General features: G+C 46.9%; 22 protein-coding genes and 3 pseudogenes. 12 read left to right on the forward strand and 13 right to left on the reverse strand.

The window, feature by feature from the left end; translation table 11 throughout:
* Nucleotides 1-45: 45 nt before the first annotated feature.
* On the forward strand, nucleotides 46-468 hold the full coding sequence (gene hslJ / locus RGV86_RS02650; RefSeq protein ID WP_010348254.1) for a heat shock protein HslJ: 423 nt from the start codon (nucleotides 46-48) through the stop codon (nucleotides 466-468).
* Here hslJ and RGV86_RS02655 read toward each other — a convergent pair.
* The gene (locus tag RGV86_RS02655) at nucleotides 465-731 is read right to left on the reverse strand and encodes a putative hemolysin (protein WP_001200698.1); all 267 of its coding nucleotides are present in this window, start codon (nucleotides 729-731) and stop codon (nucleotides 465-467) included. The genes hslJ and RGV86_RS02655 overlap by 4 nt on opposite strands.
* A 273-nt stretch (nucleotides 732-1,004) precedes the next feature.
* Between RGV86_RS02655 and nifJ the strand changes: the two genes are divergently transcribed.
* The 4 genes from nifJ (at nucleotide 1,005) to ttcA (ending at nucleotide 7,716) form a co-directional block, all read left to right on the forward strand.
* Complete coding sequence (gene nifJ, locus RGV86_RS02660) at nucleotides 1,005-4,529, forward strand: pyruvate:ferredoxin (flavodoxin) oxidoreductase (protein WP_000628249.1); 3,525 nt, start codon at nucleotides 1,005-1,007, stop codon at nucleotides 4,527-4,529.
* 366 nt (nucleotides 4,530-4,895) lie between these two features.
* The gene (ompN, locus tag RGV86_RS02665) at nucleotides 4,896-6,029 is read left to right on the forward strand and encodes a porin OmpN (protein WP_000836969.1); all 1,134 of its coding nucleotides are present in this window, start codon (nucleotides 4,896-4,898) and stop codon (nucleotides 6,027-6,029) included.
* A gap of 140 nt (nucleotides 6,030-6,169) precedes the next feature.
* A complete protein-coding gene (gene uspF / locus RGV86_RS02670) occupies nucleotides 6,170-6,604 on the forward strand; it encodes a universal stress protein UspF (RefSeq protein ID WP_001082294.1) in 435 nt (144 codons plus the stop codon).
* Between the two features lie 176 nt (nucleotides 6,605-6,780).
* On the forward strand, nucleotides 6,781-7,716 hold the full coding sequence (gene ttcA, locus RGV86_RS02675) for a tRNA 2-thiocytidine(32) synthetase TtcA (RefSeq protein WP_032225108.1): 936 nt from the start codon (nucleotides 6,781-6,783) through the stop codon (nucleotides 7,714-7,716).
* A gap of 94 nt (nucleotides 7,717-7,810) precedes the next feature.
* On the opposite strand, the gene dbpA is transcribed toward ttcA, so the two are convergent.
* From dbpA to zntB, 3 genes are all read right to left on the reverse strand, one after another.
* On the reverse strand, nucleotides 7,811-9,184 hold the full coding sequence (dbpA, locus tag RGV86_RS02680; RefSeq protein WP_085460743.1) for an ATP-dependent RNA helicase DbpA: 1,374 nt from the start codon (nucleotides 9,182-9,184) through the stop codon (nucleotides 7,811-7,813).
* A gap of 29 nt (nucleotides 9,185-9,213) precedes the next feature.
* Nucleotides 9,214-9,387: a proline-rich small protein YnaL gene (ynaL, locus tag RGV86_RS02685; protein ID WP_032225105.1), complete on the reverse strand. Its 174-nt coding sequence runs from the start codon at nucleotides 9,385-9,387 to the stop codon at nucleotides 9,214-9,216.
* Between the two features lie 274 nt (nucleotides 9,388-9,661).
* On the reverse strand, nucleotides 9,662-10,645 hold the full coding sequence (zntB, locus tag RGV86_RS02690; protein ID WP_016158374.1) for a zinc transporter ZntB: 984 nt from the start codon (nucleotides 10,643-10,645) through the stop codon (nucleotides 9,662-9,664).
* Nucleotides 10,646-10,902: 257 nt separating this feature from the next.
* Here zntB and RGV86_RS02700 point away from each other — a divergent pair, with 257 nt between their 5' ends.
* The gene (locus RGV86_RS02700; RefSeq protein ID WP_000207188.1) at nucleotides 10,903-12,135 is read left to right on the forward strand and encodes a sensor domain-containing diguanylate cyclase; all 1,233 of its coding nucleotides are present in this window, start codon (nucleotides 10,903-10,905) and stop codon (nucleotides 12,133-12,135) included.
* Between the two features lie 20 nt (nucleotides 12,136-12,155).
* Here the strand turns inward: RGV86_RS02700 and smrA are convergent, their stop codons facing one another.
* The 3 genes and pseudogenes from smrA to RGV86_RS02715 form a co-directional block, all read right to left on the reverse strand.
* Complete coding sequence (smrA, locus tag RGV86_RS02705; RefSeq protein WP_001046841.1) at nucleotides 12,156-12,719, reverse strand: DNA endonuclease SmrA; 564 nt, start codon at nucleotides 12,717-12,719, stop codon at nucleotides 12,156-12,158.
* A gap of 232 nt (nucleotides 12,720-12,951) precedes the next feature.
* A pseudogene (locus RGV86_RS02710) lies at nucleotides 12,952-14,410 on the reverse strand (DHA2 family efflux MFS transporter permease subunit).
* 2 nt (nucleotides 14,411-14,412) lie between these two features.
* Nucleotides 14,413-15,441 (reverse strand): HlyD family secretion protein, encoded by a 1,029-nt coding sequence (locus RGV86_RS02715; RefSeq protein WP_000587193.1) that lies wholly within the window; start codon nucleotides 15,439-15,441, stop codon nucleotides 14,413-14,415.
* Nucleotides 15,442-15,537: 96 nt separating this feature from the next.
* Here RGV86_RS02715 and RGV86_RS02720 point away from each other — a divergent pair, with 96 nt between their 5' ends.
* Nucleotides 15,538-16,353, forward strand: coding sequence for an AraC family transcriptional regulator (locus tag RGV86_RS02720; RefSeq protein ID WP_000156571.1), 816 nt, complete (start codon nucleotides 15,538-15,540; stop codon nucleotides 16,351-16,353).
* A 172-nt stretch (nucleotides 16,354-16,525) separates the two neighbouring features.
* Here RGV86_RS02720 and RGV86_RS02725 read toward each other — a convergent pair.
* A pseudogene (locus RGV86_RS02725) lies at nucleotides 16,526-16,721 on the reverse strand (LysR family transcriptional regulator); the annotation flags it as partial.
* Between the two features lie 20 nt (nucleotides 16,722-16,741).
* Here RGV86_RS02725 and RGV86_RS02730 point away from each other — a divergent pair.
* The 4 genes and pseudogenes from RGV86_RS02730 to uspE form a co-directional block, all read left to right on the forward strand.
* Nucleotides 16,742-16,873, forward strand: a pseudogene (locus RGV86_RS02730) (hypothetical protein); the annotation flags it as partial.
* Between the two features lie 17 nt (nucleotides 16,874-16,890).
* Nucleotides 16,891-17,406 (forward strand): methylated-DNA--[protein]-cysteine S-methyltransferase, encoded by a 516-nt coding sequence (ogt, locus tag RGV86_RS02735; RefSeq protein ID WP_000945016.1) that lies wholly within the window; start codon nucleotides 16,891-16,893, stop codon nucleotides 17,404-17,406.
* 194 nt (nucleotides 17,407-17,600) lie between these two features.
* Entirely contained in the window at nucleotides 17,601-18,353 is a 753-nt protein-coding gene (gene fnr / locus RGV86_RS02740) for a fumarate/nitrate reduction transcriptional regulator Fnr (protein WP_000611911.1), read from the forward strand.
* A 151-nt stretch (nucleotides 18,354-18,504) separates the two neighbouring features.
* Nucleotides 18,505-19,455, forward strand: a complete 951-nt coding sequence (uspE, locus tag RGV86_RS02745; protein ID WP_085460744.1) for a universal stress protein UspE — start codon at nucleotides 18,505-18,507, stop codon at nucleotides 19,453-19,455.
* Between the two features lie 49 nt (nucleotides 19,456-19,504).
* On the opposite strand, the gene RGV86_RS02750 is transcribed toward uspE, so the two are convergent.
* On the reverse strand, nucleotides 19,505-19,762 hold the full coding sequence (locus RGV86_RS02750; protein WP_000605087.1) for a DUF2534 family protein: 258 nt from the start codon (nucleotides 19,760-19,762) through the stop codon (nucleotides 19,505-19,507).
* A gap of 243 nt (nucleotides 19,763-20,005) precedes the next feature.
* Between RGV86_RS02750 and ynaI the strand changes: the two genes are divergently transcribed.
* The gene (ynaI, locus tag RGV86_RS02755; RefSeq protein ID WP_000559884.1) at nucleotides 20,006-21,037 is read left to right on the forward strand and encodes a low conductance mechanosensitive channel YnaI; all 1,032 of its coding nucleotides are present in this window, start codon (nucleotides 20,006-20,008) and stop codon (nucleotides 21,035-21,037) included.
* 57 nt (nucleotides 21,038-21,094) lie between these two features.
* On the opposite strand, the gene RGV86_RS02760 is transcribed toward ynaI, so the two are convergent.
* From RGV86_RS02760 to mppA, 4 genes are all read right to left on the reverse strand, one after another.
* Nucleotides 21,095-22,708: a glycoside hydrolase family 25 protein gene (locus tag RGV86_RS02760; RefSeq protein ID WP_373921661.1), complete on the reverse strand. Its 1,614-nt coding sequence runs from the start codon at nucleotides 22,706-22,708 to the stop codon at nucleotides 21,095-21,097.
* Nucleotides 22,709-22,762: 54 nt separating this feature from the next.
* Entirely contained in the window at nucleotides 22,763-23,020 is a 258-nt protein-coding gene (locus tag RGV86_RS02765; RefSeq protein WP_309508419.1) for a hypothetical protein, read from the reverse strand.
* 3 nt (nucleotides 23,021-23,023) lie between these two features.
* Nucleotides 23,024-24,010 carry a glycoside hydrolase family 25 protein gene (locus RGV86_RS02770; RefSeq protein WP_085460745.1) on the reverse strand — a complete coding sequence of 329 codons (987 nt, stop codon included), beginning with the start codon at nucleotides 24,008-24,010 and terminating at the stop codon, nucleotides 23,024-23,026.
* Between the two features lie 282 nt (nucleotides 24,011-24,292).
* Entirely contained in the window at nucleotides 24,293-25,906 is a 1,614-nt protein-coding gene (gene mppA / locus RGV86_RS02775; protein WP_105290187.1) for a murein tripeptide ABC transporter substrate-binding protein MppA, read from the reverse strand.
* Nucleotides 25,907-26,049: the final 143 nt, after the last annotated feature.

A 26,049-nucleotide genomic window follows, 5' to 3' on the forward strand; every position in this document is an offset into this window, starting at 1 on the left:
ATTCGGCAGTCAGCACCTGATTTATACCTTAAGTTGAGAACCAAAATGAAGAAAGTAGCCGCGCTTGTTGCGTTAAGCCTGCTGATGGCGGGATGTGTAAGTAATGACAAAATTGCTGTGACGCCAGAACAATTACAGCATCACCGCTTTGTGCTGGAAAGTGTCAACGGTCAACCTGTTACCAGCGATAAAAACCCGCCAGAAATCAGCTTTGGTGAAAAGATGATGATTTCCGGCAAAATGTGCAACCGCTTTAGCGGCGAGGGTAAACTTTCTGGCGGTGAACTGAAAGTTAAAGGGCTGGCAATGACCCGCATGATGTGTGCCACTCCTCAGCTTAATGAACTCGATCACACCATCAGCGAAATGCTGAAAGAAGGTGCGCAAGTCGATCTGACTGCGAACCAGTTAACGCTGGCCACCGCAAAACAGACATTAACCTATAAGCTGGCGGATTTAATGAATTAATAGCTGCCACAGCTTCCGGCGGCAAGTGACTGTTCGCTACAGCGTTTGCCGTTGGGTAATGCACACATGCCAATAGCCGTTCCGTCAAGTTGACGGGCAACGGATAGCGAACCACCAATCATCGCGCAATTCGCTTCACCGCTACTGGACATGGACGCTTTTAAACCAGGCGCCACATGCGCCGCAGTTGCCTGCTGAACTGGTTCACTACTACACGCCGATAACAATAAAGCGGCACACCCGACCCACAACGCTGCTCGCATCTTTACTTCCTCTAATCTTTAAACCAAACGACACCGCCGTAAATAATAGGCAGCACAGACGACTACGTCGAGAACAACTATGTGTGTTGCAACGCATTGTTACTTTTTTATCGCTATTTTTTTGTCCACTGTTTGATCAAAACATTCATTACGCAGATATGAGGGACACAAAAGCGAAAATGCAACAGAAGGCCATTTGCTAAAATTGAGAGATAACTACTGGGCGCGCAGCTTTTTCGTGTGCCCCTCATTTGCGCAATGTAAGGGTGTCGTATGATCACAATTGACGGTAATGGCGCGGTAGCTTCGGTGGCATTTCGCACCAGTGAAGTTATCGCCATCTACCCTATTACCCCAAGTTCCACGATGGCGGAACAGGCCGATGCCTGGGCCGGAAACGGCTTGAAAAACGTGTGGGGAGATACGCCTCGTGTGGTTGAAATGCAGTCAGAAGCTGGTGCTATCGCGACCGTGCACGGCGCGTTGCAAACGGGTGCTCTCTCGACATCGTTTACATCATCGCAGGGTTTACTGCTGATGATTCCGACGTTGTACAAACTGGCGGGCGAACTGACGCCGTTTGTACTGCATGTAGCAGCGCGTACCGTCGCTACTCATGCACTCTCTATTTTTGGCGATCATTCAGATGTGATGGCCGTGCGCCAAACCGGTTGCGCCATGTTGTGTGCAGCAAACGTTCAGGAAGCGCAGGACTTCACCCTCATTTCGCATATCGCGACACTAAAAAGCCGTGTGCCGTTTATTCATTTTTTTGATGGTTTCCGCACGTCCCACGAGATCAACAAAATTGTTCCACTGGCTGACGACACGATTCTTGAACTGATGCCGCAGGCAGAAATTGATGCCCACCGCGCCCGCGCGCTGAACCCGGAACATCCGGTGATTCGCGGTACATCCGCCAATCCTGATACTTACTTCCAGTCTCGTGAAGCTACTAACCCGTGGTACAACGCAGTTTACGACCATGTTGAACAGGCGATGAATGATTTCGCCGCCGCTACGGGTCGTCAGTATCAGCCTTTTGAATACTACGGGCATCCACAAGCAGAACGGGTGATTATCCTGATGGGATCTGCCATCGGTACTTGTGAAGAAGTGGTTGATGAGTTACTTACCCGTGGCGAAAAAGTCGGGGTGCTGAAAGTTCGACTATACCGCCCGTTCTCCGCCAAACATTTACTGCAAACATTGCCAGACTCTGTGCGAACTGTCGCGGTGCTGGATCGCACCAAAGAACCGGGCGCCCAGGCAGAACCACTGTATCTGGACGTAATGACCGCGCTGGCGGAAGCCTTTAATAATGGCGAGCGTGAAACACTGCCACGCGTCATTGGCGGGCGCTATGGCTTATCGTCCAAAGAGTTTGGCCCGGATTGCGTGCTGGCAGTATTTGCCGAACTTAACACAGCCAAACCAAAACCCCGTTTTACCGTCGGTATTTACGATGATGTAACCAATCTGTCGCTACCATTGCCAGAAAATACCCTGCCAAACTCCGCGAAGCTGGAAGCCCTGTTTTATGGTCTGGGCAGTGATGGCAGCGTTTCCGCGACCAAAAATAATATCAAGATTATTGGTAACTCCACGCCGTGGTATGCACAGGGTTATTTTGTTTACGACTCCAAAAAAGCCGGTGGTCTGACAGTTTCTCACCTGCGCGTGAGCGAACATCCAATTCGTTCTGCATATCTGATTCCCCAGGCTGATTTTGTTGGCTGCCACCAGTTGCAGTTTATCGACAAATATCAGATGGCAGAACGTCTGAAACCCGGCGGCATTTTCCTGCTTAACACCCCGTACAGTGCCGATGACGTCTGGTCGCGGTTGCCGCAAGAAGTGCAGGCAGTACTGAATCAGAAAAAAGCACGCTTTTATGTCATTAACGCAGCGAAAATCGCGCGTGAATGTGGACTGGCGGCTCGTATTAACACCGTAATGCAGATGGCGTTTTTCCACCTGACGCAAATTCTGCCTGGCGACAGCGCCCTGGCCGAGTTGCAGGGGGCGATTGCCAAAAGCTACAGCAGCAAAGGCCAGGATCTGGTGGAACGTAACTGGCAGGCACTGGCGCTGGCGCGAGAATCCGTGGAAGAAGTCCCGTTACAGCCGGTCAATCCGCATAGTGCGAATCGTCCACCGGTGGTTTCCGATGCTGCACCTGATTTCGTTAAAACCGTTACCGCTGCGATGCTCGCCGGACTTGGCGATGCCCTCCCCGTTTCGGCGCTGCCGCCAGACGGCACATGGCCGATGGGAACCACGCGCTGGGAAAAACGCAATATCGCCGAAGAGATCCCTATCTGGAAAGAGGAACTCTGTACCCAATGTAACCATTGCGTCGCCGCTTGCCCACATTCAGCTATTCGCGCAAAAGTGGTGCCGCCCGAAGCAATGGAAAACGCCCCTGCCAGCCTGCATTCACTGGATGTAAAATCGCGCGATATGCGCGGGCAGAAATATGTGTTGCAGGTCGCACCGGAAGATTGCACCGGCTGTAATTTGTGTGTTGAAGTTTGCCCGGCGAAAGACCGCCAGAATCCAGAGATCAAAGCCATCAATATGATGTCGCGTCTGGAACATGTGGAAGAAGAGAAAATCAATTACGACTTCTTCCTCAACCTGCCGGAAATTGACCGCAGCAAACTGGAACGTATTGATATTCGGACTTCGCAGTTAATCACACCGCTGTTTGAATATTCTGGTGCTTGTTCCGGTTGTGGCGAAACGCCATATATCAAATTGCTGACTCAACTCTATGGCGACCGGATGTTAATCGCTAACGCCACGGGCTGTTCGTCAATTTACGGCGGTAATCTGCCGTCCACACCGTATACCACTGATGCCAACGGTCGAGGCCCAGCATGGGCGAACTCACTGTTTGAAGATAACGCCGAATTTGGCCTGGGCTTCCGCCTGACGGTCGATCAGCATCGTGTCCGCGTGTTGCGTCTGCTGGATCAGTTTGCTGATAAAATTCCTGCGGAGTTACTGGCAGCGTTGAAATCAGATGCCACGCCAGACGTTCGTCGCGAACAGGTTGCCACGCTGCGCCAGCATCTCAAAGATGTGAGTGAAGCTCATGAACTACTACGCGACGCTGATGCGCTGGTGGAAAAATCAATCTGGCTGATAGGTGGCGATGGCTGGGCTTACGATATCGGCTTCGGAGGTCTGGATCATGTATTAAGCCTGACGGAAAACGTCAACATTCTGGTGCTGGACACGCAATGCTATTCCAATACCGGTGGTCAGGCGTCAAAAGCCACGCCGCTCGGCGCGGTGACTAAGTTTGGCGAACACGGTAAACGCAAAGCGCGTAAAGACCTCGGCGTCAGTATGATGATGTACGGTCATGTTTATGTGGCGCAGATTTCTCTCGGCGCGCAGTTGAACCAGACGGTAAAAGCAATTCAGGAAGCGGAAGCCTATCCTGGGCCGTCGCTGATCATTGCTTACAGTCCATGTGAAGAGCACGGTTATGACCTGGCATTGAGTCACGACCAGATGCGCCAACTCACCGCAACCGGCTTCTGGCCGCTGTATCGCTTTGATCCACGTCGTGCTGATGAAGGCAAACTGCCACTGGCGCTGGATTCACGTCCGCCATCAGAGGCTCTGGAAGAGACATTGCTCCATGAGCAACGTTTCCGCCGTCTGAATTCGCAACAGCCAGAAGTGGCGGAACAGTTATGGAAAGATGCCGCAGCCGATCTGCAAAAACGCTATGACTTCCTCGCGCAAATGGCAGGAAAAACGGATAAAAGTGGCACCGAGTAGCGTCGTCGGATAAGGATTATCCAGAACGAAAAAAAAGCCCGAATGAAAGTTCGGGCTTGTCTTTTTATTTGTTGGGAAAGAAATAACTATAGCAATGACCCAACAACAAATAATATCTGTGACAATAAAGGCATATAACCCACGCAGAATAACGCATCATTTTTTAAAAGTATAATTTTTATTTTGTATGTATAACCATCAAATCATTCACCAAACCAATCATCATTTCTCAGGAATTATTTGATTAAGGTTTTACTTAAGGCGTAACAAATGACATTTATCGGCTAATGGAACTTTTCCTTTAGGATGTTTTCACTTCCCAAACGGGGAGAAAAAGGCAAATAAAATAACTAAAGGATTTTTTCAATGAAAAGCAAAATACTGGCACTCTTAATCCCTGCCCTGCTCGCCGCAGGTGCTGTACATGCAGCAGAAATTTATAATAAAGACGGCAATAAATTAGATCTTTATGGCAAAGTTGATGGCCTGCATTATTTTTCTGATAGTTCTGCAAAAGATGGCGATCAGAGCTATGCACGTCTTGGATTTAAAGGCGAAACACAAATTAACGATCAACTCACTGGCTATGGTCAGTGGGAATACAATATTCAGGCAAACAATACTGAATCCTCAAAAAACCAGTCCTGGACTCGTCTGGCATTCGCCGGATTGAAGTTTGCAAATTACGGTTCTTTCGATTACGGACGTAATTACGGTGTAATGTACGACGTAGAGGGCTGGACCGATATGCTGCCAGAATTTGGCGGTGACTCCTACACCAATGCAGACAACTTTATGACCGGTCGTGCTAATGGCGTAGCGACATATCGTAATACTGATTTCTTCGACCTGGTTAATGGTCTGAACTTCGCAGTGCAGTATCAGGGTAATAACGAAGGTGCAAACAACGGTCAGGAAGGCACCAACAACGGACGTGATGTTCGTCATGAAAACGGCGACGGCTGGGGGCTTTCCACAACCTACGATTTAGGTATGGGCTTTAGCGCGGGCGCGGCATACACCTCCTCAGACCGCACCAATGATCAGGTCAACCATACTGCGGCAGGTGGCGATAAAGCCGATGCCTGGACTGCCGGATTAAAATATGATGCTAACAACATTTATCTGGCAACCATGTATTCCGAAACGCGTAATATGACACCATTTGGCAACAGCGATTACGCCGTTGCGAACAAGACCCAGAACTTTGAAGTCACTGCCCAATATCAGTTTGACTTTGGTCTGCGACCGGCAGTGTCTTTCCTGATGTCTAAAGGGCGTGACCTGAATGCTGCCGGTGGTACTGATAATCCGGCCGGTGTTGACGATAAAGATCTGGTCAAATACGCCGACGTTGGCGCGACATATTATTTCAACAAAAATATGTCTACCTATGTTGATTATAAAATTAACTTGTTGGATGAAGATGACAGCTTCTACGCTGCCAACGGTATCTCTACCGATGATATTGTCGCTTTAGGTCTGGTTTATCAGTTCTAATCCTGCCTGCCCGCCTCTCTGGCGGGCTTTTTCTACTTATTGAATCCTGCTTAATCTAAATTAAAAATGTGAACTCCGTCATTATACAAAAGACCTCATCTGGCGTTACACTTTATGCGGATACTAAAACAGGAGGTTTTATGAACAGAACGATTCTTGTCCCTATCGATATTTCCGATTCAGAATTAACTCAACGCGTGATTAGTCACGTTGAAGCCGAGGCAAAGATTGATGATGCAGAGGTTCATTTCCTGACGGTAATACCTTCGCTGCCCTACTATGCCTCTCTGGGTTTAGCGTATTCCGCAGAATTGCCGGCAATGGATGACCTGAAAGCGGAAGCTAAATCGCAACTGGAAGAGATAATTAAAAAATTCAAACTGCCGACTGACAGAGTGCATGTTCATGTTGAAGAAGGTTCGCCAAAAGACCGCATTCTGGAAATGGCGAAAAAGATCCCTGCTCATATGATCATCATTGCCTCCCATCGACCGGATATCACCACCTACCTGCTCGGCTCTAACGCCGCCGCCGTCGTGCGTCATGCAGAGTGCTCCGTGCTGGTCGTGCGCTAAAAACTAACGCCCGCACGTCGCTGCGGGCTTTTTGATTCATTTCGCAAATGTGCTGACATTTTCCCCTCTAATCCGTACCATACACGCCACAGTTTTTATATCAGATTTCTTATGCTGGACATTCCGGCATGACGCATACTCTTCTGATGCCATATAACGAATTGAGTCGCTTTTAAATGTCGCAAAATCAAGAAATTAGTAAGAAAGAACAATACAACCTGAACAAATTGCAAAAACGTCTGCGTCGTAACGTAGGCGAAGCCATTGCTGACTTCAATATGATTGAAGATGGCGATCGCATTATGGTTTGCCTCTCCGGTGGTAAGGACAGCTATACCATGCTGGAGATTTTGCGTAATTTGCAGCAAAGTGCGCCAATCAGTTTTTCGCTGGTTGCCGTTAACCTCGACCAGAAACAACCTGGCTTCCCGGAACACGTTCTGCCGGAGTATCTCGAAAAGCTGGGCGTTGAGTACAAGATTGTTGAAGAGAACACTTACGGTATCGTGAAAGAGAAGATTCCTGAGGGCAAAACTACCTGCTCACTGTGCTCTCGTCTGCGTCGCGGTATCCTTTACCGCACTGCAACGGAGCTGGGTGCGACGAAGATCGCGCTGGGTCACCATCGTGACGATATCCTGCAAACGTTGTTCCTGAATATGTTCTACGGCGGCAAGATGAAAGGTATGCCGCCGAAACTGATGAGCGATGATGGCAAACATATCGTGATTCGTCCGCTGGCCTACTGCCGCGAAAAAGATATTCAACGTTTTGCCGATGCGAAAGCGTTTCCGATTATTCCGTGCAACCTTTGCGGTTCACAGCCTAACCTGCAACGTCAGGTGATTGCCGATATGCTGCGTGACTGGGATAAGCGTTATCCGGGGCGAATTGAGACGATGTTCAGCGCGATGCAGAATGTTGTGCCGTCTCATTTGTGCGATACCACTCTTTTCGATTTCAAAGGCATTACCCACGGTTCCGAAGTGGTTAACGGCGGTGATCTGGCGTTTGATCGCGAAGATATCCCACTACAGCCAGCGGGCTGGCAGCCTGAAGAAGATGAGAATCAGCTGGATGAATTACGGCTGAATGTGGTTGAAGTGAAATAACCAGGATAGCGCCCGATGCGCAAGATTATCGGGCAACTGTTGTTTAGGCCGGATAAGACGCAACCAGCGTCGCATCCGGCATTACAACATTTCATTATTTTAATAACCGCACCCGGCACGTTTTCCCTTTAATCTTCCCGCCCTGTAACTGCTTCCATGCCTTATGGGCAACACCCTGACGCACTGCGACATAAACATGCGCCGGATGCACAGTGATTTTGCCAATATCTGCGCCATCAAGACCAATATCGCCCGTCAACGCACCTAACACATCACCCGGTCGCATTTTGGCTTTTTTCCCGCCATCAATGCACAACGTCGCCATCTCTGCTTCCAGCGGCACAATGGAACTACTGGCTGGCGGCGTTTGCCAGTTAAGTTTTATCTGCAACATGTCAGAAATGATATTGGCGCGCTGTGCTTCTTCCGGGGCACAGAAACTGATCGCCAGTCCGCTATTTCCTGCACGCGCTGTACGCCCGATGCGATGTACATGAACTTCGGGATCCCACGCCAGCTCAAAGTTCACTACCAGCTCAAGAGATTTGATATCCAGACCGCGCGCTGCGACATCGGTCGCTACCAGCACGCGGGCGCTACCGTTAGCAAATCGTACCAGGGTCTGATCGCGATCACGTTGCTCCAGGTCGCCATGTAACGACAATGCACTTTGCCCTACTTCATTAAGCGCGTCACACACAGCCTGACAATCTTTTTTGGTATTGCAAAACACCACGCAAGAGGATGGCTGATGCAAACTTAATAACCGTTGCAACAGCGGAATTTTGCCTTTGCTGGATGTCTCATAAAATTGTTGTTCAATGGGTGGCAGAGCATCTGTTGAGTTAATTTCAATCGCCAAAGGATCGCGTTGAACACGACCGCTAATCGCGGCAATTGCATCTGGCCAGGTCGCCGAAAACAAAAGCGTCTGACGAGAAACCGGTGCAAAACGGATCACCTCATCAATGGCATCACTAAATCCCATATCCAACATGCGGTCGGCTTCATCCATCACCAGCGTATTCAACGCATCCAACGATACCGTGCCTTTTTGCAGGTGATCCAGCAAACGACCCGGCGTTGCCACGATAATATGCGGCGCATGTTGCAGCGAATCACGCTGCATACCGAACGGTTGACCACCGCACAAGGTCAAAATTTTGGTATTCGGCAGAAAACGCGCCAACCGACGTAACTCCCCGGCAACCTGATCCGCCAGCTCACGCGTAGGACACAGTACTAAAGCCTGGGTCTGAAACAGCGACGCATCAATTTGCTGTAACAACCCGAGGCCAAATGCCGCCGTTTTGCCGCTGCCGGTTTTCGCCTGCACGCGAACGTCTTTTCCGGCAAGGATCGCCGGAAGCGCGGCGGCCTGTACCGGTGTCATGGTTAAATAACCCAACTCATTAAGGTTAGTGAGCTGGGCGGGAGGCAAAACGTTCAGGGTAGAAAAAGCGGTCACAATCTATTCTCGTGGTCATCGACGCAAAATTAGCAGGCGCGTATCCTCGCAGATCTACGCTCACGATGCGACAATTTAATCGGTTCTTCATCTGGCGGCGGGTCGGGCATAGGTTGCGGACGAGGAATCGGATCAGGCACAGGAATGGGATCGCCAGGAATCGGTTCAGGGACAGGAATTTGCAAATAAATGAGTGTCGTCATATTTCCCTCCGGTCATTGGGTGGACTCTTAAAGGGTAGACGCTGACAAATAACAGGCAAAAAAAAGCCGACTCATCTAAGTCGGCGTCGTACGAATCAATTGTGCTATGCAGTAATTCAAAAAAGGAAGTAAGACAATATGGAGCGCAACGCCCATCGCTTGACGTTGCATTCACCTGCGAGGAAGATATTGCCCTGAATGGGTAGAGAGTTTATTGACTTCGCTCAAACTTTACGGCGTTTTTGTATACAGGAAGTAGACAAATTTTCTTTTGTTACAACCATTTACTACGATGCAACCATAAAGCAACACCACCAATAAGAACAACTAACAGAATACAAAAAAGCGAAAAACCGAATTGCCATCCCCCGCCAGGAATACCACCAAGGTTGACACCAAATAATCCCGTTAAAAACGTACTGGGTAAAAAGACCATTGCCATCAAGGACATCGTATACGTGCGACGCGCTAAGTTTTCCTGCATGACCTGGGCGATTTCATCCGCCATCACGCCAGTTCGGGCAATACAAGCGTCAATCTCATCCAGACCACGTCCGAGACGATCGGCAATATCCTGCATTCGGCGGCGCTGGTCGTCATTCATCCACGGCAGGCGCTCACTGGCAAGACGAGCATAAACATCACGTTGAGGCGCCATATAGCGACGCATAACAATTAATTGTTTACGCAGTAGCGCCAGGAAACCGCGCGGAGGAATTTGTTGATCGAGTAGATTATCTTCCAGGTCGATAATTTTATCGTGCAGTTGTTCTATAAACTCACTGGAATGATCGGTCAACGCATCACACACATCCACCAACCAGCCGCCGCAATCGGTCGGACCAGTGCCCTCTTCCAGATCGCTAACCACATCATCCAACGCCAACACTTTACGTTGTCGGGTCGAGACAATTAACCGTCCGTCCATATAAACACGCATGGCCACCAACTGGTCGGGACGTTCATCAGTACTGCCATTAATGCAGCGCAAAGTAATCAGCGTCCCTTCGCCAAGACGACTGACTCTGGGCCGTGTACTTTCTCCCGCCAGCGCATCGCGCACATTATTTGGCAGCAGTGGTGTCGTCGCCAGCCACTGGGCGCTGTCATGGTGCACATAATTGAGGTGGAGCCAGCAAGGATGCGCTTCATCTATCTCATCTGTATTTTCCAGCGGTTTAACGCCACCTTTGCCATCCAGAATCCAGGCAAATACTGCATCCGGGACATTTACGTCCGCTCCCTTAATCACTTCCACAGTTGCCTCCATCATCAACGGATTATTTTGTAGTCTAGTCTTCTGGTCATGTTACGCAAAATCTCATCACCCCATTACCCTGAAATGATTAATAAAATCCTGTCAAAATTAAATACAGAAAGCAAAATACTTTTCCTGATTTGAAAACGTGTAAAGCGTTAAATAGCGTCTATCATTATCAGAATTATCTGATCATTTGTCGTGGCATTTTTGCGATCAGGTAGTAACAAAAGATTGATAAAAATAACGGGATTTCAATGACTACGCACAACTTCAATACTCTGGACTTATTAACAAGTCCTGTCTGGATCGTTTCCCCTTTCGAGGAAAAATTAATTTATGCCAATAGTGCTGCGCGACTGTTGATGCAAGAACGCACTTTTAGTCAGCTACGTACCGGGCTCTATTCCATCTCCTCGCAAAACGAACTGCCAAAATACCTGACAGACCTGCATAACCAGCTTGATATTGTAGAAATCCTCACTGTCCAGCGTAATGGTGAAGATACAGCATTAAGCTGTCGGTTGACCCTCAACGAGATTAGTGACACTGGAAAAGTCATTATATTTGAAGGAATGGAAACACCCGCAACTCTGGGTTTAAAGGCCAGCCGTTCAGCGAATTATCAACGTAAAAAACAAGGGTTTTATGCTCGTTTTTTTCTGACTAACTCCGCGCCAATGTTGTTGATAGATCCCTCGCGTGATGGCCAAATCGTCGATGCTAATCTGGCCGCGCTTAATTTCTATGGCTATAACCATGAAACAATGTGTCAGAAACACACCTGGGAAATTAATATGCTTGGGCGTCGCGTTATGCCTGTCATGCATGAAATTTCACGTTTGCCCGGCGGGCATAAACCCCTCAATTTTGTCCATAAACTGGCAGATGGTTCCGTTCGACACGTACAAACTTATGCTGGGCCAATTGAGATTTACGGTGACAGGTTAATGTTATGTATCGTACATGATATTACTGAGCAAAAAAGGCTGGAGGAACAGCTGGAACATGCTGCCCACCATGATGCGCTAACGGGGTTACTTAACCGTCGACAGTTTTACCACATAACTGACCCAGGACAGATGCAGCACCTGGCAATCGCTCAGGACTACAGTTTGTTGCTCATCGACACCGATCGTTTTAAACATATCAATGACTTATACGGTCATCAGAAAGGGGATGAAGTGTTATGCACGCTTGCCCGTACACTCGAAAGCAGCGCCCGCAAAGGCGATTTGGTGTTTCGCTGGGGTGGTGAAGAGTTCGTCTTATTATTGCCCAGAACCCCTCTGGATACTGCACTTTCCTTGGCTGAAACGATCCGCTTGAGCGTGGCAAAAGTGAGCATTTCGGGCTTGCCGCGCTTCACCGTCAGTATTGGCGTGGCGCATCACGAAGGAAATGAAAGTATCGATGAACTGTTTAAACGGGTCGATGATGCGTTGTATCGGGCAAAAAATGATGGACGCAACCGCGTGCTGGCAGCATAAGCCACGGAAGCGTCCCGTGATCAACGGCTGCGTTTAGCGTGGCGCTCCCAGTTTTCCTGCTTCGCCTGCGCCGTTTTACGGAGTGCGACGTAACACGCCCCGCTGCCGCCATGATGCGGTAGCGCGGTACAATATGCCTGGACATCATCAAATTCAGTCAGCCAGCGCGCCACATAGCTGCGAACAATGTTGGCGTGCGATTTATCGTCCCGCCCTTTGCCATGAATAATCAGCACGTTACGTAAACCATCCGCCAATGCCTGTTGAATAAAAATGAACACCATTTTGCGGCACTCTTCCACCGGCTGACGTAGAAGATTCAGGCTGGCCTGCTGCGGATATTTACCGCTGCGTAACTTATCCAGCACCCCATGTTGCAGCCCTTCCCGCCGAAACTCCAGCGGCTGGCTTCGCGGGATGATGTCGAGAAATCCAGTAGTAAGGAAATTATCAAGTTGCAGCGTGTCGATACGCTGCGGCGCACGTTGGTTACGCGTTGGATGCCAGTGGACATCTGTAGCGCGCTTCAGTGGCTGGACATCTTCCATGGCGTCAAGAAACAGCGATTTGTCGTCAAGGTTCATGTAACCTCCTATGCACCTTCACACATCTGATATTTGCTGCATCGTTCACTTCACAGATTGAAACAATACTTTGCTCCATACCTGCTGGTGTCTGCACAGGCGGGGCATTTTATACTAGCCTGGTGACAGTATCGAACAGTTTAGACCGGGTTTAATTCAGCACAGGCATCCGATCAGGGTGATTTGTTCATCGCAGGAGTCAACATAAATGCGATGAGTAACAGACCACTAATTAGCAGAAAGGTATCCGAAAATGCCATAGTTTGTGCCTCCCGCAACATCAATTGACTCAACAATTTGGTTGAAGCCAGTATTTCCGATGTCTGGTCACTTCCACTGCGATTAAAAAATAAAGCACTTCTGGAAATGAAGTCATTCACCGTATGGGGAACAGAAACCATTTTTTCACCCATTCTCAAAAAATGAAAATTAGTTCGGTTATTGAGAATAGTGCCACACAGGGCAATACCAATCGCGCCCCCAAGATTACGTGTTAAATTAAATACACCTGAGGCTAACTTCAGCCGTTCTTTGGGAATTCTTCCCAGCGTTAATGTTACGATGGGAGCCATCGCAAACTGCTGCGAAATCCCTCTGATGGCCTGTGGAAACAGTAACTCCTGCCATCCCCATTCGTGGGTTATAGGGGTAAAAAGATACATTGAAAACACAAATCCCCCCAGCCCCGCCATCAACAGCCATCGCAGATTTATTTTTTTAGTTAACCAGAAGTAAAAGGGAACAGAAAGTAACTGGAAGATACCTGTTGTGCAAACGGCAAAACCTATCTCTTCGGCATTTAATCCGCGAACCCGCCCCAAAAATACAGGTATTAAATATACAGTAGAGAATATCCCAACTCCTCCAGAAAAAGAAAAAAAACATCCCAGCGTAAAATTTTTATCCTTAAAAGCATGAAGATCCATGATCGGATTGGATATTGTAAGTGTACGCGCAGCAAATAAAGTAAAACTCACCAATGCCAGAACTGATGTCAGCAAAATAGTATTGTCATTCAACCATCCCCAGCGCGCTCCTTCTTCAAGGGTATATTCCAGACATCCTAGTGTCAGAGCCAACAGGATAATACCAGGATAATCAGCAACTTTCAGTAAAGAGAGATCAGGTTTATCAAAATTAACCAGAAAAGGAATACTCAAAACTAAATATATGCCCGGTAATATATTGATATAAAATAGCCATCGCCAGTCGAGGTTATCAGTGATCCAGCCCCCCAGAGTTGGCCCTAGCGTCGGTGACAATGAGGCCAGCGCACTGACTACCGCAGCAGCCAACCCCAACTCTTTGCCCTGGTAATAAATAAATGCCGTCGTGAAAACTAAAGGGATCATGGATGCGCCAGCAGCTCCCTGTAAAGCACGAAACAAAATCATGCTCTGAATATTCCATGCAAGACCACAAGCGATACTCATTAAAGTAAATATTCCCGCAGATAGCGTAAAAAGCCAACGAGTGGAAAATACCCGTGACAGCCACCCAGAGAGCGGAATAATAATAATCTCAGCAATTAAATAGCTGGTCTGAAGCCAGGCCATTTCGTCTTTACCTGCGGACAGACCACCACCTATTTCATTTAGGGATGACGAAACAATTTGAATATCAAGCTGAGCAATAAATAACCCAATACACATACTGGCGAAGGCAATATGTTTACGCATAGCCATCCCCATCATCATTTTTCATCAATACTAACAGTGACTGACAGCCCCGGACGAAGGAGTTGCTTTAATTCTGTTGGCCTGTCAAAGGCAATCCGTACCGGAACACGCTGGACAATTTTGGTAAAATTTCCGGTGGCATTTTCTATCGGGATCAAACTGAAACTGGCACCTGTCGCTGGGGCGAGACTCTCAACATAGCCCTTGAACACTTTCCCTTTGAGCACATCTGCGCGGATCTCAGCCTTCATTCCAGGCTTCATTCCCGCTATTTGGTTTTCTTTAAAATTTGCATCAACCCACAACTCACTGACTGGTACTAGTGAAACTAACGATGTGCCGCCCTCCACCCAACTGCCTGTATGGGCGCTGCGGTTTGCGACAATGCCATCAATCGGCGCACGAACAAGGGTATATTCCAGATCCAGTAGTGCCTGAGTCAGAGCGGCCTGAACTTCTTCGATACTCGCACGTGCATTTTCTTCCTGAGCAGATAAAACCGCCAGCCGTTGCTTCTCCACCAGGAAATCGTTCGCGGCTTTGCGCTCCTTTGCTGCGGCCTGCTGGTAGTCAAACCTGGCGTTATCAATAATTTGTTGCGATATTGCCGCTGATTGTGCGAGTTTTTCATAACGTTCAGTATCTCGCAGGCGCTTTTGCGCCTCATGTTTTACTGCCTGCCATGTTTCACTGGCACTTTGAATTATCGACTGCTGCATCGCAATAGTGGCTTGAATACTTTCGAGATTGGCTTTGCTACTTTTTATTTTTGCCTCAAGCCTGGCGACATTTGCACGATAATCCCGATCATCGAGACGCAGGATAATATCGCCTTTTTTTACGCTCTGATTATCGAGCACCTCTATAGCAGAAATATAACCAGAAACTTTACTTGCCACCGTGGTGATATTACCACCAATGTAAGCATCATCCGTCGTCTGTATAAATCTTCCTTTGCTTACCCACCAGATAAAAAAGACAACGCCAGCCAAAAGAATACCGATCGCAACCACCCCAATAAGCTGTTTTTTAGAAATTATCATCACTCTTTACACCGTATATATCCGGAAACTTGCATACGTCATATTTAAAATTTAACATGGCTTATTTGATGATTTCTGACAAAATACCTACTGTAAATGACAATCACACTGCAACCCAAAGCATCACCAGGGCATCACATTATCGGACTGGATTCGGAACATCTGAATGGAGGCACAGTTCCCTGGCATAAACATCTCTATGCCCAGTTGCTTTACCCGGCTGAAGGCGTCGTTCGTGTATGGGCTGGAGAAAGCGTCTGGCTAGTCCATGCCAGCAGCGCGCTTTGGCTGCCTCCACAAATGCCGCATAAGTTTGTTGCGACGGGCAACGTACTTTTAAAAACCGTACTGGTTTCAGAAGCGGAAAGTGAAACGCTGGGAAAAGTTTGCTTCATGACCGGTATTTCACCCCTGTTAAGGGAATTACTAATTGCAATTAACCAACTTCCACCGTCGCAAAATACCACAGATAAACAACAGTTACGTTTTTCAGCCCTCGAGACACTGATACTTCAGGAAATAAAAATGGGGGTGAAAATGTCACTTGAACTCCCCTGGCCAAATGATGAGCGGCTACAGCAGCTTTGTGAGAATTTGCTAAACAACCAAGGGTATCTGCCAACACTGGATAATCTGGCGGATAAAATTAACGTCAGTAGCCGTACACTCATGCGCTTATTTGTTAAAGAAACGGGATTAACATTTCGCCACTGGGTTCAGCAAATGCACGTTATTTCTGCAGTAACGCTTCTTGATGATGGATATTCGTTGGCCAAAATTGCCCATCGTCTGGGCTATGCCTCAGCCGAATCGTTCGGCAATATGTTTAAGCGTCGAACGGGTTACTCGCCCGGTAAATTTACCAGTCGATTAGCGATGCATGATTATGCAATCACGAGACGAATGATTTAACTTATATTTTCGTGAAATCTGTCACTGAAGAAAATTGGCAACGGATGGGCAAAACCGTTATAACACTGTCACCGGTCACCAGGAACCCAGGCCGGATTTAAGACGCGGATGCACTGCTGTGTGTACTGTAGAGTCTGGCGGATGTCGACAGGCTCTATTTTTTTATTCATTTTTAGCTCTGTAAATAACCACATTCTCGCCGGGATTGGGTGATGAATGACGAGATCAGTGGTGCCTGGCGGCTATCACGCTGCTGAATCAAATAACAGGTCGCCTTCGGTAAAATTTCGCTGACTGGAATTATTCCAGCCTCGATCCATGTGAAGGATTGCCCTCATTTCTTCAGGCTGAAAAATCAAAAAATCGCTTTATGCTACCAGACTGCGACAAACCAGACGCGAAACCAGCTACTTACTCTTTGTTAGTCTTAATCTTTTTGGTGGTATGGCTGCTAATGTTGCTGGCGTGGTATCTTATCGGTCTGCCTATTGGTTCGGGGATTTACCCACGTTTGTCTTAAGTATTAAGAGAGAACGGATGCTGAGATTACTTGAAGAAAAAATTGCCACGCCACTGGGACCGCTGTGGGTGATCTGCGATGAACAATTTCGTCTGCGGGCGGTTGAATGGGAAGAGTACAGCGAACGCATGGTGCAGCTGCTGGACATCCATTATCGCAAAGAAGGTTATAAGCGCATTTCTGCCACCAACCCAGGTGGTTTAAGCGACAAGCTTCGTGACTATTTCGCCGGGAATCTTAGCATTATTGATACGCTTCCTACCGCCACGGGAGGCACGCCATTTCAGCGCGAAGTCTGGAAGGCACTGCGCACTATCCCCTGCGGGCAGGTAATGCATTACGGTCAACTGGCTGAATATCTGGGTCGACCAGGTGCAGCGCGTGCCGTTGGCGCAGCAAATGGCTCTAATCCGATCAGCATCGTCGTCCCTTGCCACCGGGTTATTGGACGAAACGGCACGATGACAGGATATGCAGGCGGAGTGCAGCGAAAAGAGTGGTTATTGCGCCATGAAGGCTATCTGCTACTGTAAACCTTAAACAATTTGTGCCGATTTTTTCACAGTTTTATGTAAAGTTACCCTTAACAATTTAAAGCTTTTCAAAGGGATAGACATAAATTTACATCTATTATCGGAATTCTCCGCTGTTAAGGTTTGCTTAGACTTACTTGCTCCCTAAAAAGATGTTAAAATTGACAAATATCAATTACGGCTTGAGCAGACCTATGATCCCGGAAAAGCGAATTATACGGCGCATTCAGTCTGGCGGTTGTGCTATCCATTGCCAGGATTGCAGCATCAGTCAGCTTTGCATCCCGTTCACACTCAACGAACATGAGCTTGATCAGCTTGATAATATCATCGAGCGAAAGAAGCCTATTCAGAAAGGCCAGACGCTGTTTAAGGCTGGTGATGAACTTAAATCGCTTTATGCCATCCGCTCCGGTACGATTAAAAGTTATACCATCACAGAGCAAGGCGACGAGCAAATCACTGGCTTCCATTTAGCAGGCGATCTGGTAGGTTTTGACGCTATTGGTAGCGGTCATCACCCGAGTTTCGCCCAGGCGCTGGAAACCTCAATGGTATGTGAAATCCCGTTCGAAACCCTGGACGATCTGTCTGGTAAAATGCCGAATCTGCGTCAGCAGATGATGCGTCTGATGAGCGGTGAAATCAAAGGCGATCAGGACATGATCCTGCTGTTGTCGAAGAAAAATGCAGAAGAACGCCTGGCTGCTTTTATCTACAACCTGTCCCGTCGTTTTGCCCAACGCGGCTTCTCCCCTCGTGAATTCCGCCTGACGATGACTCGTGGCGATATCGGTAACTATCTTGGCCTGACGGTAGAAACCATCAGTCGTCTGCTGGGTCGTTTCCAGAAAAGCGGCATGTTGGCGGTCAAAGGTAAATACATCACCATCGAAAATAACGATGCGCTGGCTCAGCTTGCTGGTCATACGCGCAACGTAGCCTGATTTTTCCGCATAATCGACTATCCTTCTGTCATATCATTAAATTTTTCTGATTTATTGATCTGGCAGAAGGTTCATCACTGTTTCATTCACCAGATATGGGTTAATCTTTTAATTACAAACTGCGTTGACAGTTGTTGTAAGGAGACCCTGTATGGCTATGTATCAGAACATGCTCGTTGTTATCGATCCTAACCAGGACGATCAACCGGCATTACGGCGAGCTGTTTATTTACATCAACGGATTGGTGGCAAAATTAAAGCCTTTTTGCCGATTTATGACTTCTCATACGAAATGACTACCCTGCTCTCCCCGGACGAACGTACCGCGATGCGTCAGGGCGTCATCAGCCAGCGTACTGCCTGGATCCATGAGCAGGCAAAGTATTATCTCAACGCTGGCGTCCCGATTGAAATTAAAGTGGTATGGCATAACCGTCCTTTCGAAGCCATCATTCAGGAAGTGGTTAGCAGTGGGCACGATCTGGTGCTAAAAATGGCGCACCAACATGACCGTCTGGAAGCGGTTATTTTCACCCCTACCGACTGGCACCTGTTACGCAAATGCCCAAGCCCGGTGTGGATGGTGAAAGACCAGCCGTGGCCGGAAGGTGGTAAGGCGCTGGTGGCGGTGAATCTCGCCAGTGAAGAGCCATATCATAATGCGCTCAATGAAAAACTGGTGAAAGAAACGATCGAGCTGGCGGAACAGGTAAATCACACCGAAGTCCATCTGGTTGGCGCCTACCCCGTAACACCTATCAATATTGCCATTGAACTGCCGGAATTTGATCCAAGTATTTATAACGATGCCATTCGTGGACAACATTTGCTGGCGATGAAAGCCCTGCGGCAGAAATTCGGCATTAATGAAAACATGACGCACGTTGAAAAAGGTCTGCCAGAAGAAGTGATTCCAGATCTGGCCGAACATCTGCAGGCGGGGATTGTCGTTCTTGGCACTGTGGGACGCACCGGTATCTCTGCGGCATTCCTTGGTAATACGGCTGAACAGGTGATTGATCATCTCCGCTGCGATTTGCTGGTGATTAAACCTGACCAGTACCAGACGCCTGTAGAACTGGATGACGAAGAAGACGATTAATTGTTTATCAATTACTTGCAAGGCCCGATATCTCGGGCCTTTCTTTTATTTACTTCTCATCACCACCGAGGAAATAAATTCCCAGCGGGATTGCCAGCAATACAGTAAAGACCAGACTATAAACAAGAATCATCGATGACTGAATCACATACATTGATGTCGTCCAGTCAGAAAGCGGAATATTATATTGTTCGATAACACCGCCGATAGTCGCGCGAGTCACAACTGACGCCGCAATAATGAAAACCGCCAACAGACCAAAGAGAAACTTCTTCCCCTTTGCTGACTTCAGCTTCGCCATGATCATGATGTAATCCTTATGCAGATAAACCCTTTGTTACTTGTGTGTAACAATATCATGACATTTCCTCGTTGTCTGCCCCGAAAGCACGAGATTGTTGTCGTTCAAATCATCAACCCATTGATAAATTCGCTAATGTTGCTACTTCCTTCCCTGTCTATTGATGATATGAATGAATTATCGCGATAAAATACCCCCGCCAGGGGTTTCCGGCATGACATCAATTATCTGGAGGAGCCTGATAAAACAATGATCGCTGAACTGTTTACAAATAATGCGCTTAATCTGGTCATTATTTTCGGTAGCTGCGCAGCATTGATTCTGATGAGCTTTTGGTTTCGTCGTGGAAATCGTAAAAGAAAAGGATTCTTATTCCATGCGGTTCAATTTTTGATCTACACCATAATTATCAGTGCTGTCGGCAGCATCATTAATTATGTTATTGAAAATTACAAACTCAAATTTATCACCCCAGGCGTTATCGATTTTATCTGTACGTCACTGATTGCGCTTATTCTGACGGTTAAGTTATTTCTCCTGATTAATCAGTTTGAAAGGCAACAGATAAAAAAAGGTCGAGATATCACCAGCGCGCGGATTATGTCGCGCATCATCAAAATCAGCATTATCGTGGTGATTGTTCTGCTTTATGGCGAACATTTCGGCATGAGCCTTTCCGGTTTGTTGACCTTTGGTGGTATTGGTGGTCTGGCTGTCGGTATGGCCGGTAAAGATATTCTGAGTAACTTCTTTTCCGGGATTATGCTCTATTTCGATCGCCCCTTTAGTATTGGCGACTGGATCCGTTCACCGGACAGGAATATCGAAGGCACAGTAGCAGAAATTGGCTGGCGTATTACAAAAATCACCACCTTTGATAATCGCCCACTGTACGTACCAAACTCGCTTTTTTCGTCCATTAGCGTAGAAAACCCGGGGCGAATGACCAACCGGCGTATTACCACTACTATTGGTTTACGTTATGAAGATGCCGCAAAAGTTGGGGCTATTGTCGAAGCCGTACGTGAGATGCTGAAAAATCACCCTGCTATCGACCAGCGACAAACCTTACTGGTTTATTTCAACCAGTTTGCCGATTCGTCATTAAATATTATGGTCTATTGCTTTACTAAGACCACGGTCTGGGCCGAATGGCTGGCCGCCCAGCAGGATGTTTATTTGAAGATTATCGATATTGTGCAGTCGCACGGCGCGGATTTTGCGTTCCCCAGCCAGACGCTGTATATGGATAATATTACACCTCCCGAACAGCTTAAATAAAACTCAACAAAACCGGATGACGATAATAATATTCGACATCCGGTTTTATTTATTACCTCAATTTACCGCAGCCAGAGCGACATTATTCTCACCCGCTTTAAACTGGGCATACTGTTCTTCAGTACCAAAGAATACTTCTGACTCTGTGCTGTGACCAATGCCCGGCACCTTTTCGTTTCCTGAATATTGCCAAAGTGTCCAGGGATTACGCCCCTCAAGCTTCACACCAGCTTGTCCCCAATACCCCATCCACACCATATACTGGTCGAACCGACTGTCCATGAAATGGGACAAATTATTATGATTGCCATAAAATATTGGTATTTTATGGTAATTTTTATATATCAGGGCAGCAAAACGTAAAATATCATTCCGTGCATTCACCATTCCCGATTTTTTAAAACAAGCCAGTTGGGTTGTATCTTCACCTTCTGGATTCACCAGTAAAATACCGGGAGGCAACATTTTCGGGTCTTCAGGCAGCAGGCTTTTTGCTGTTTCCAGTTGCGCCTCAGGAGTGCGGCAAAAATCAAATTTAAAATAGCCTCCGCGATCAAATTTTGAATCTGCTAATTGCTTCCAGTGAGCCTTAAACGACGAGTCTGGCCCTCTCCAGCCAACCACTCTCACGTAGACAAAACGCGCAGGTGATTTCTCCTGAAACAATTTCCAGTCGATTTCGCCATCGTTAGACGAGATATCATGGCCACTGATCGGGTAAATATCCGGTGTTTTGAAGATACGGATATCAGGTCGGTTGGGAATTGCACTTACGGGGCCATAAGGAATTTCAATAGGTATTATATCTTTGTTCTTTGGTTCATCTGGCGCAGTAGGCGGTTCTTTAATAGAATATGCGGTCTTATCAACATTCGTAAATTCATCTGCATTCCCGGCTGATAATTGTGTTTTTTTATCCAGATGACTGACCGCAGGATCGTTAATAAAGAAGAATCCACCCGGTCCGGCTGGGTTTTCTGTTGCTCCTATCCAGGCATCACTAAGATGTATTCCTTTCCCTTCCTCGTCCAGTTTTTCATTGATTTTTATATATTGGTCGTTCACATAGATAAACAAACTTAATGTTCGGGTAATGCCCGCGTAGTATTCCTTTTTACCATCAATTTTTACCATATACGATTTCCCGAAGCGTTCGTCGGCAATGCCATCAGCAACTCCTTTTATAAGGCTATCAAAAAATACACTGCCTTTATCTTTTTCCAGGGAATAAACTTCTGTTTTATCATCACCAGCGGCTATCGCATACGCACCTGGTTTACTATACGCGTTTGAATTCCCTGCGCCATCTGTCATGCCAAAAAGACCTGAACCAAAACAAGCATTGACTAAAGTCAAAATATGGAAATAACGCTTTGCCAGAATGTTGAGTTGAGCATTCAAAGCTGGCATTTCATACATACCTTTTGAACCATCGATATCTGTAGCATTACTCAAAACAAATGCCGGTGCCTTATCAGAATTACCATTTTGAGTGCCAAAACGCCCATGACCTGAATAAGCAATTAACAAGCGAGCTTTCTTATCAAACATCATCCCTCTGGCAGGGAGATATTCTTTCAGAAAATAATTAATGTTATCCAGTGACGCATCCTGATCTTTCAGTAAAATAACCTCATCAAACTTTTGCCCATTAATAAGAAAATCAGCCATTCTTTGACCGTCTACTGCAGCTGCTGGAATATCTGCATGTAACAGTGGATATTTTTAAATTGAAATAATCAGCCCAATCGCGCGGGTTTTCGCTGCATCCTGATCTGGTATTTTTAACGCATCACTGATTCGGATATCCAGTTTACCAGGAGCCTCAGGCCCATAATGGATAAAAAAACGACAATACTCATCAGGAACCATTGCACCATTTTTACAAATATCATCTGCACGTGCATCTGATATTCCCTGTGATATTCCGGCAACGAATAGCCCCAGAACTGATATACATAAAGTAAGCCATCGTCTGTTCATAAGTTAAAATTCCTGCACGCCCAAAGTGGTATAAAATTCAGCAATTGGACCTTTATAAATACTGGCATCAAACTTCTTACTCGATCCTAAATTAAGCTGTGCTGCGTCGGTGAACTGCCAGATCGCCCATTTTGTCTGGTTGATTGAACGCGGGGTTTCACTGGCCTGAGCCTGATTAGAGTAATCAGCCAGCCACAGTTTGTGATCTGCAACCTGGGCAAAACTATTTTCCCCACCAACGGCATCTTTCCACCAGGCTCGCGCAGTGTAGATAACCGGTTTACGCCCTAAATCGGCTTCGACCTGTGCGGTAAACGCCTTGATCATCGTTATAATTTCAGCAGGTTTACGCTTTTGCCAACGATCCTTACCCGTTGATGAGTCCACATCCCACTCCACATCCACCGCCGGTGGCATATCCGTTGCGCGTAATCCCCCGTTAGCTTTAATAATTTTAACAAACGTCATCGCCTGCTTACGTCCCCATGTTTCAGCGTCGTCTGCCGGAGTGCCGCTGGAAAGAAAATGATATGCTCCACGGTGTAATTTTACCCCCCGTTCCGTATCCCCGGCCCGTTGCCAGAAACCGGAAAATTCGGGATCGACATAACGCGTTCCTTGACTGGACTTCATATACAGAAACACAGACTTATTTTTTGCCAACAGTTCGATTGGAAAATTCTTACCGTTATGATGGCTGATATCCACTCCAAATAAAGAACTTGGTCGCGGTTGATTTAATACCGAGTCATAAGAGACATCAGTCGGAAATTTAAAGTATTTTTTTACTGCGAACGTGTCATATTCCATTTCACGGGAAAGATCTGATCCCAGGATTTTTACAAATAACTCCTGTCGTGAGAGATCATGAGTTAAGTTTTCCAGTCCCAGTGATGCGGCATTGGGAAGCGGCTCTGCGGCCAGACTAAAAGAAGAATAATGAGAGAGGAATAGAGAGATAACTAACGGAATAGCAGAGGCTTTTTTCATTTTACCACCCCATTTTTAGCTGTGTGTTTATTTTCAAATGAAGATGTTTTACAAGTGATGAAATGCATTCACGTTGTAAAAAAAGTAAAGCACAGCTTATATTTGGAGTATGTAATACAGCAGACAAATAAAATTTATGATTAGAGTTTGTACTTAATATAAACTGGAAATTTCACAGTCTCATCTTGAGAGCAATCTTTTATAGGGTAAATTTAAAAAAGAGAGAAATTTTATTGGGGTTGTAAAATCTGGCGCAACTTTTTGCGCCAGATGAGAACATAATCAATGTTTTACAATATACATAGTCCGGCTATAAGCCACATCTTCCGGGTTATTAATGGGATAACCTTTCAGCCACGGCTTGATTAGCCGTCCATTGGTATATTGATAAATTGGCGCAATCGGTGCTTGCTCTATGAGGATTTTCTCTGCCGTGTTGTAATCGGCGTTGCGTGCTTTAACGGTGTTTTCAGTCGATGCCTGAGCCAGCACTTTGTCGTATGCCGGATTGTTAAAGCGGGAAATATTTCCTGAGTGTGTTGACGTTAACAGCGTCAGGAAGGTTGATGGTTCATTATAATCCCCCACCCACGAGGCGCGGATAACATCAAAATTGCCGGTATTACGGCTGTCGATATAGGTTTTCCATTCCTGATTTTGCAGTTTGACATCTACGCCAAGATTCTTTTTCCACATCGACGCCACAGCGATAGCAATTTTCTGGTGATTTTCCGAAGTGTTATATAACAGTGTAAGTTTCAACGGTTTCTGTGGACCATACCCGGCGGCGCTCAACAATGTTTTCGCTTGGGCATTCAGTTCTTCCTGACTCATTTGTTCAAACGGCGAAGGTTCTGGCGTAAATCCGGCAGTAACATCTGGCGTGAAATGCCATGCTGGTTTTTCACCTGTACCAAGCACTTTTTCCGTCATCAGGCGGCGATCAATCGTCATACTTAATGCCAGACGCACTCGTTGATCTGCCGTCGGCCCTTTTTGCGTGTTAAATGCATAATAATACGTCCCCAACTGTGGCGGCGTGTAAACCTGCCCTGGAATATCCCTCAACAGTTTCTGGTACATATTTTTCGGGAAGGATTCAGTGATATCAATATCGCCTGCGAGATAACGCTTAGTGGCTGCGGATTCCTGATTAATTGGCAGGAAGGTCACTTTTTGCAGCACCGTTTTGGCGTTATCCCAATAATGGGTATTCGGCACCACGACCAGTTTTTCATTAACTACGCGCTCTTTAAGAACATAAGCGCCATTGCCGATCAGATTTCCGGGTTTCGTCCACTCTTTACTACTTTCTACGTTGGCTTTTTGCACCGGGAAGAAGGCAAAGTTAGCGGTTAAATTCACAAACCACGGCAATGGTTTATCAAGCTGAATTTTCAAAGTATGGGCATCAACTGCGGTGACGCCAAGCTGGTCAGGCGTGGCTTTACCATCAATAATCGCTTGTGCGTTGTTGATTCCCGCCAGCGCGGCAAACCATGCAAATGGCGACAATGTTTTGGGATCCACCAGACGTTGCCAGCTATAGACAAAATCTTGCGCCGTTACCGGTGTGCCATCCGCCCATTTTGCGTTATCGCGCAGGGTAAAAGTCCAGATACGATTGTCATTACTTTTCCACTGCGTGGCGACACCAGGCACTATCTCCCCTTTCTCGTTTTGATTCACCAGACCTTCAAACAAATCGCGAATGACCTGAATCTCCGGCAGGCCCACTGCTTTGGCGGGATCTAACGACGCAGGCTCATCTTTAATGTGGCGCACCAGCTCCTGCTTCTCTGCCAGTACTGTGCCGCTCGGAACTTCTGCAGCATACGACAGGGAAATGCTGCTGACCAACAGCGCACAACACGTGACTGAAACAGAGTGCTTCATAAGTTACCCTCAAACCTGCGTTAATAATGATGCGTAATTATTTGTTTCTCCTTGAAGAAATGCAAATAACTTCCGGCAAAAAAGTGATAAAGGATCGATAACATATCGTTGTCGAAAAGGATTTGATAATCCGCAAAATTTGC

The organism is Escherichia ruysiae (assembly GCF_031323975.1).
In the GTDB taxonomy this organism is placed as follows: Bacteria; Pseudomonadota; Gammaproteobacteria; order Enterobacterales; family Enterobacteriaceae; genus Escherichia; species Escherichia ruysiae.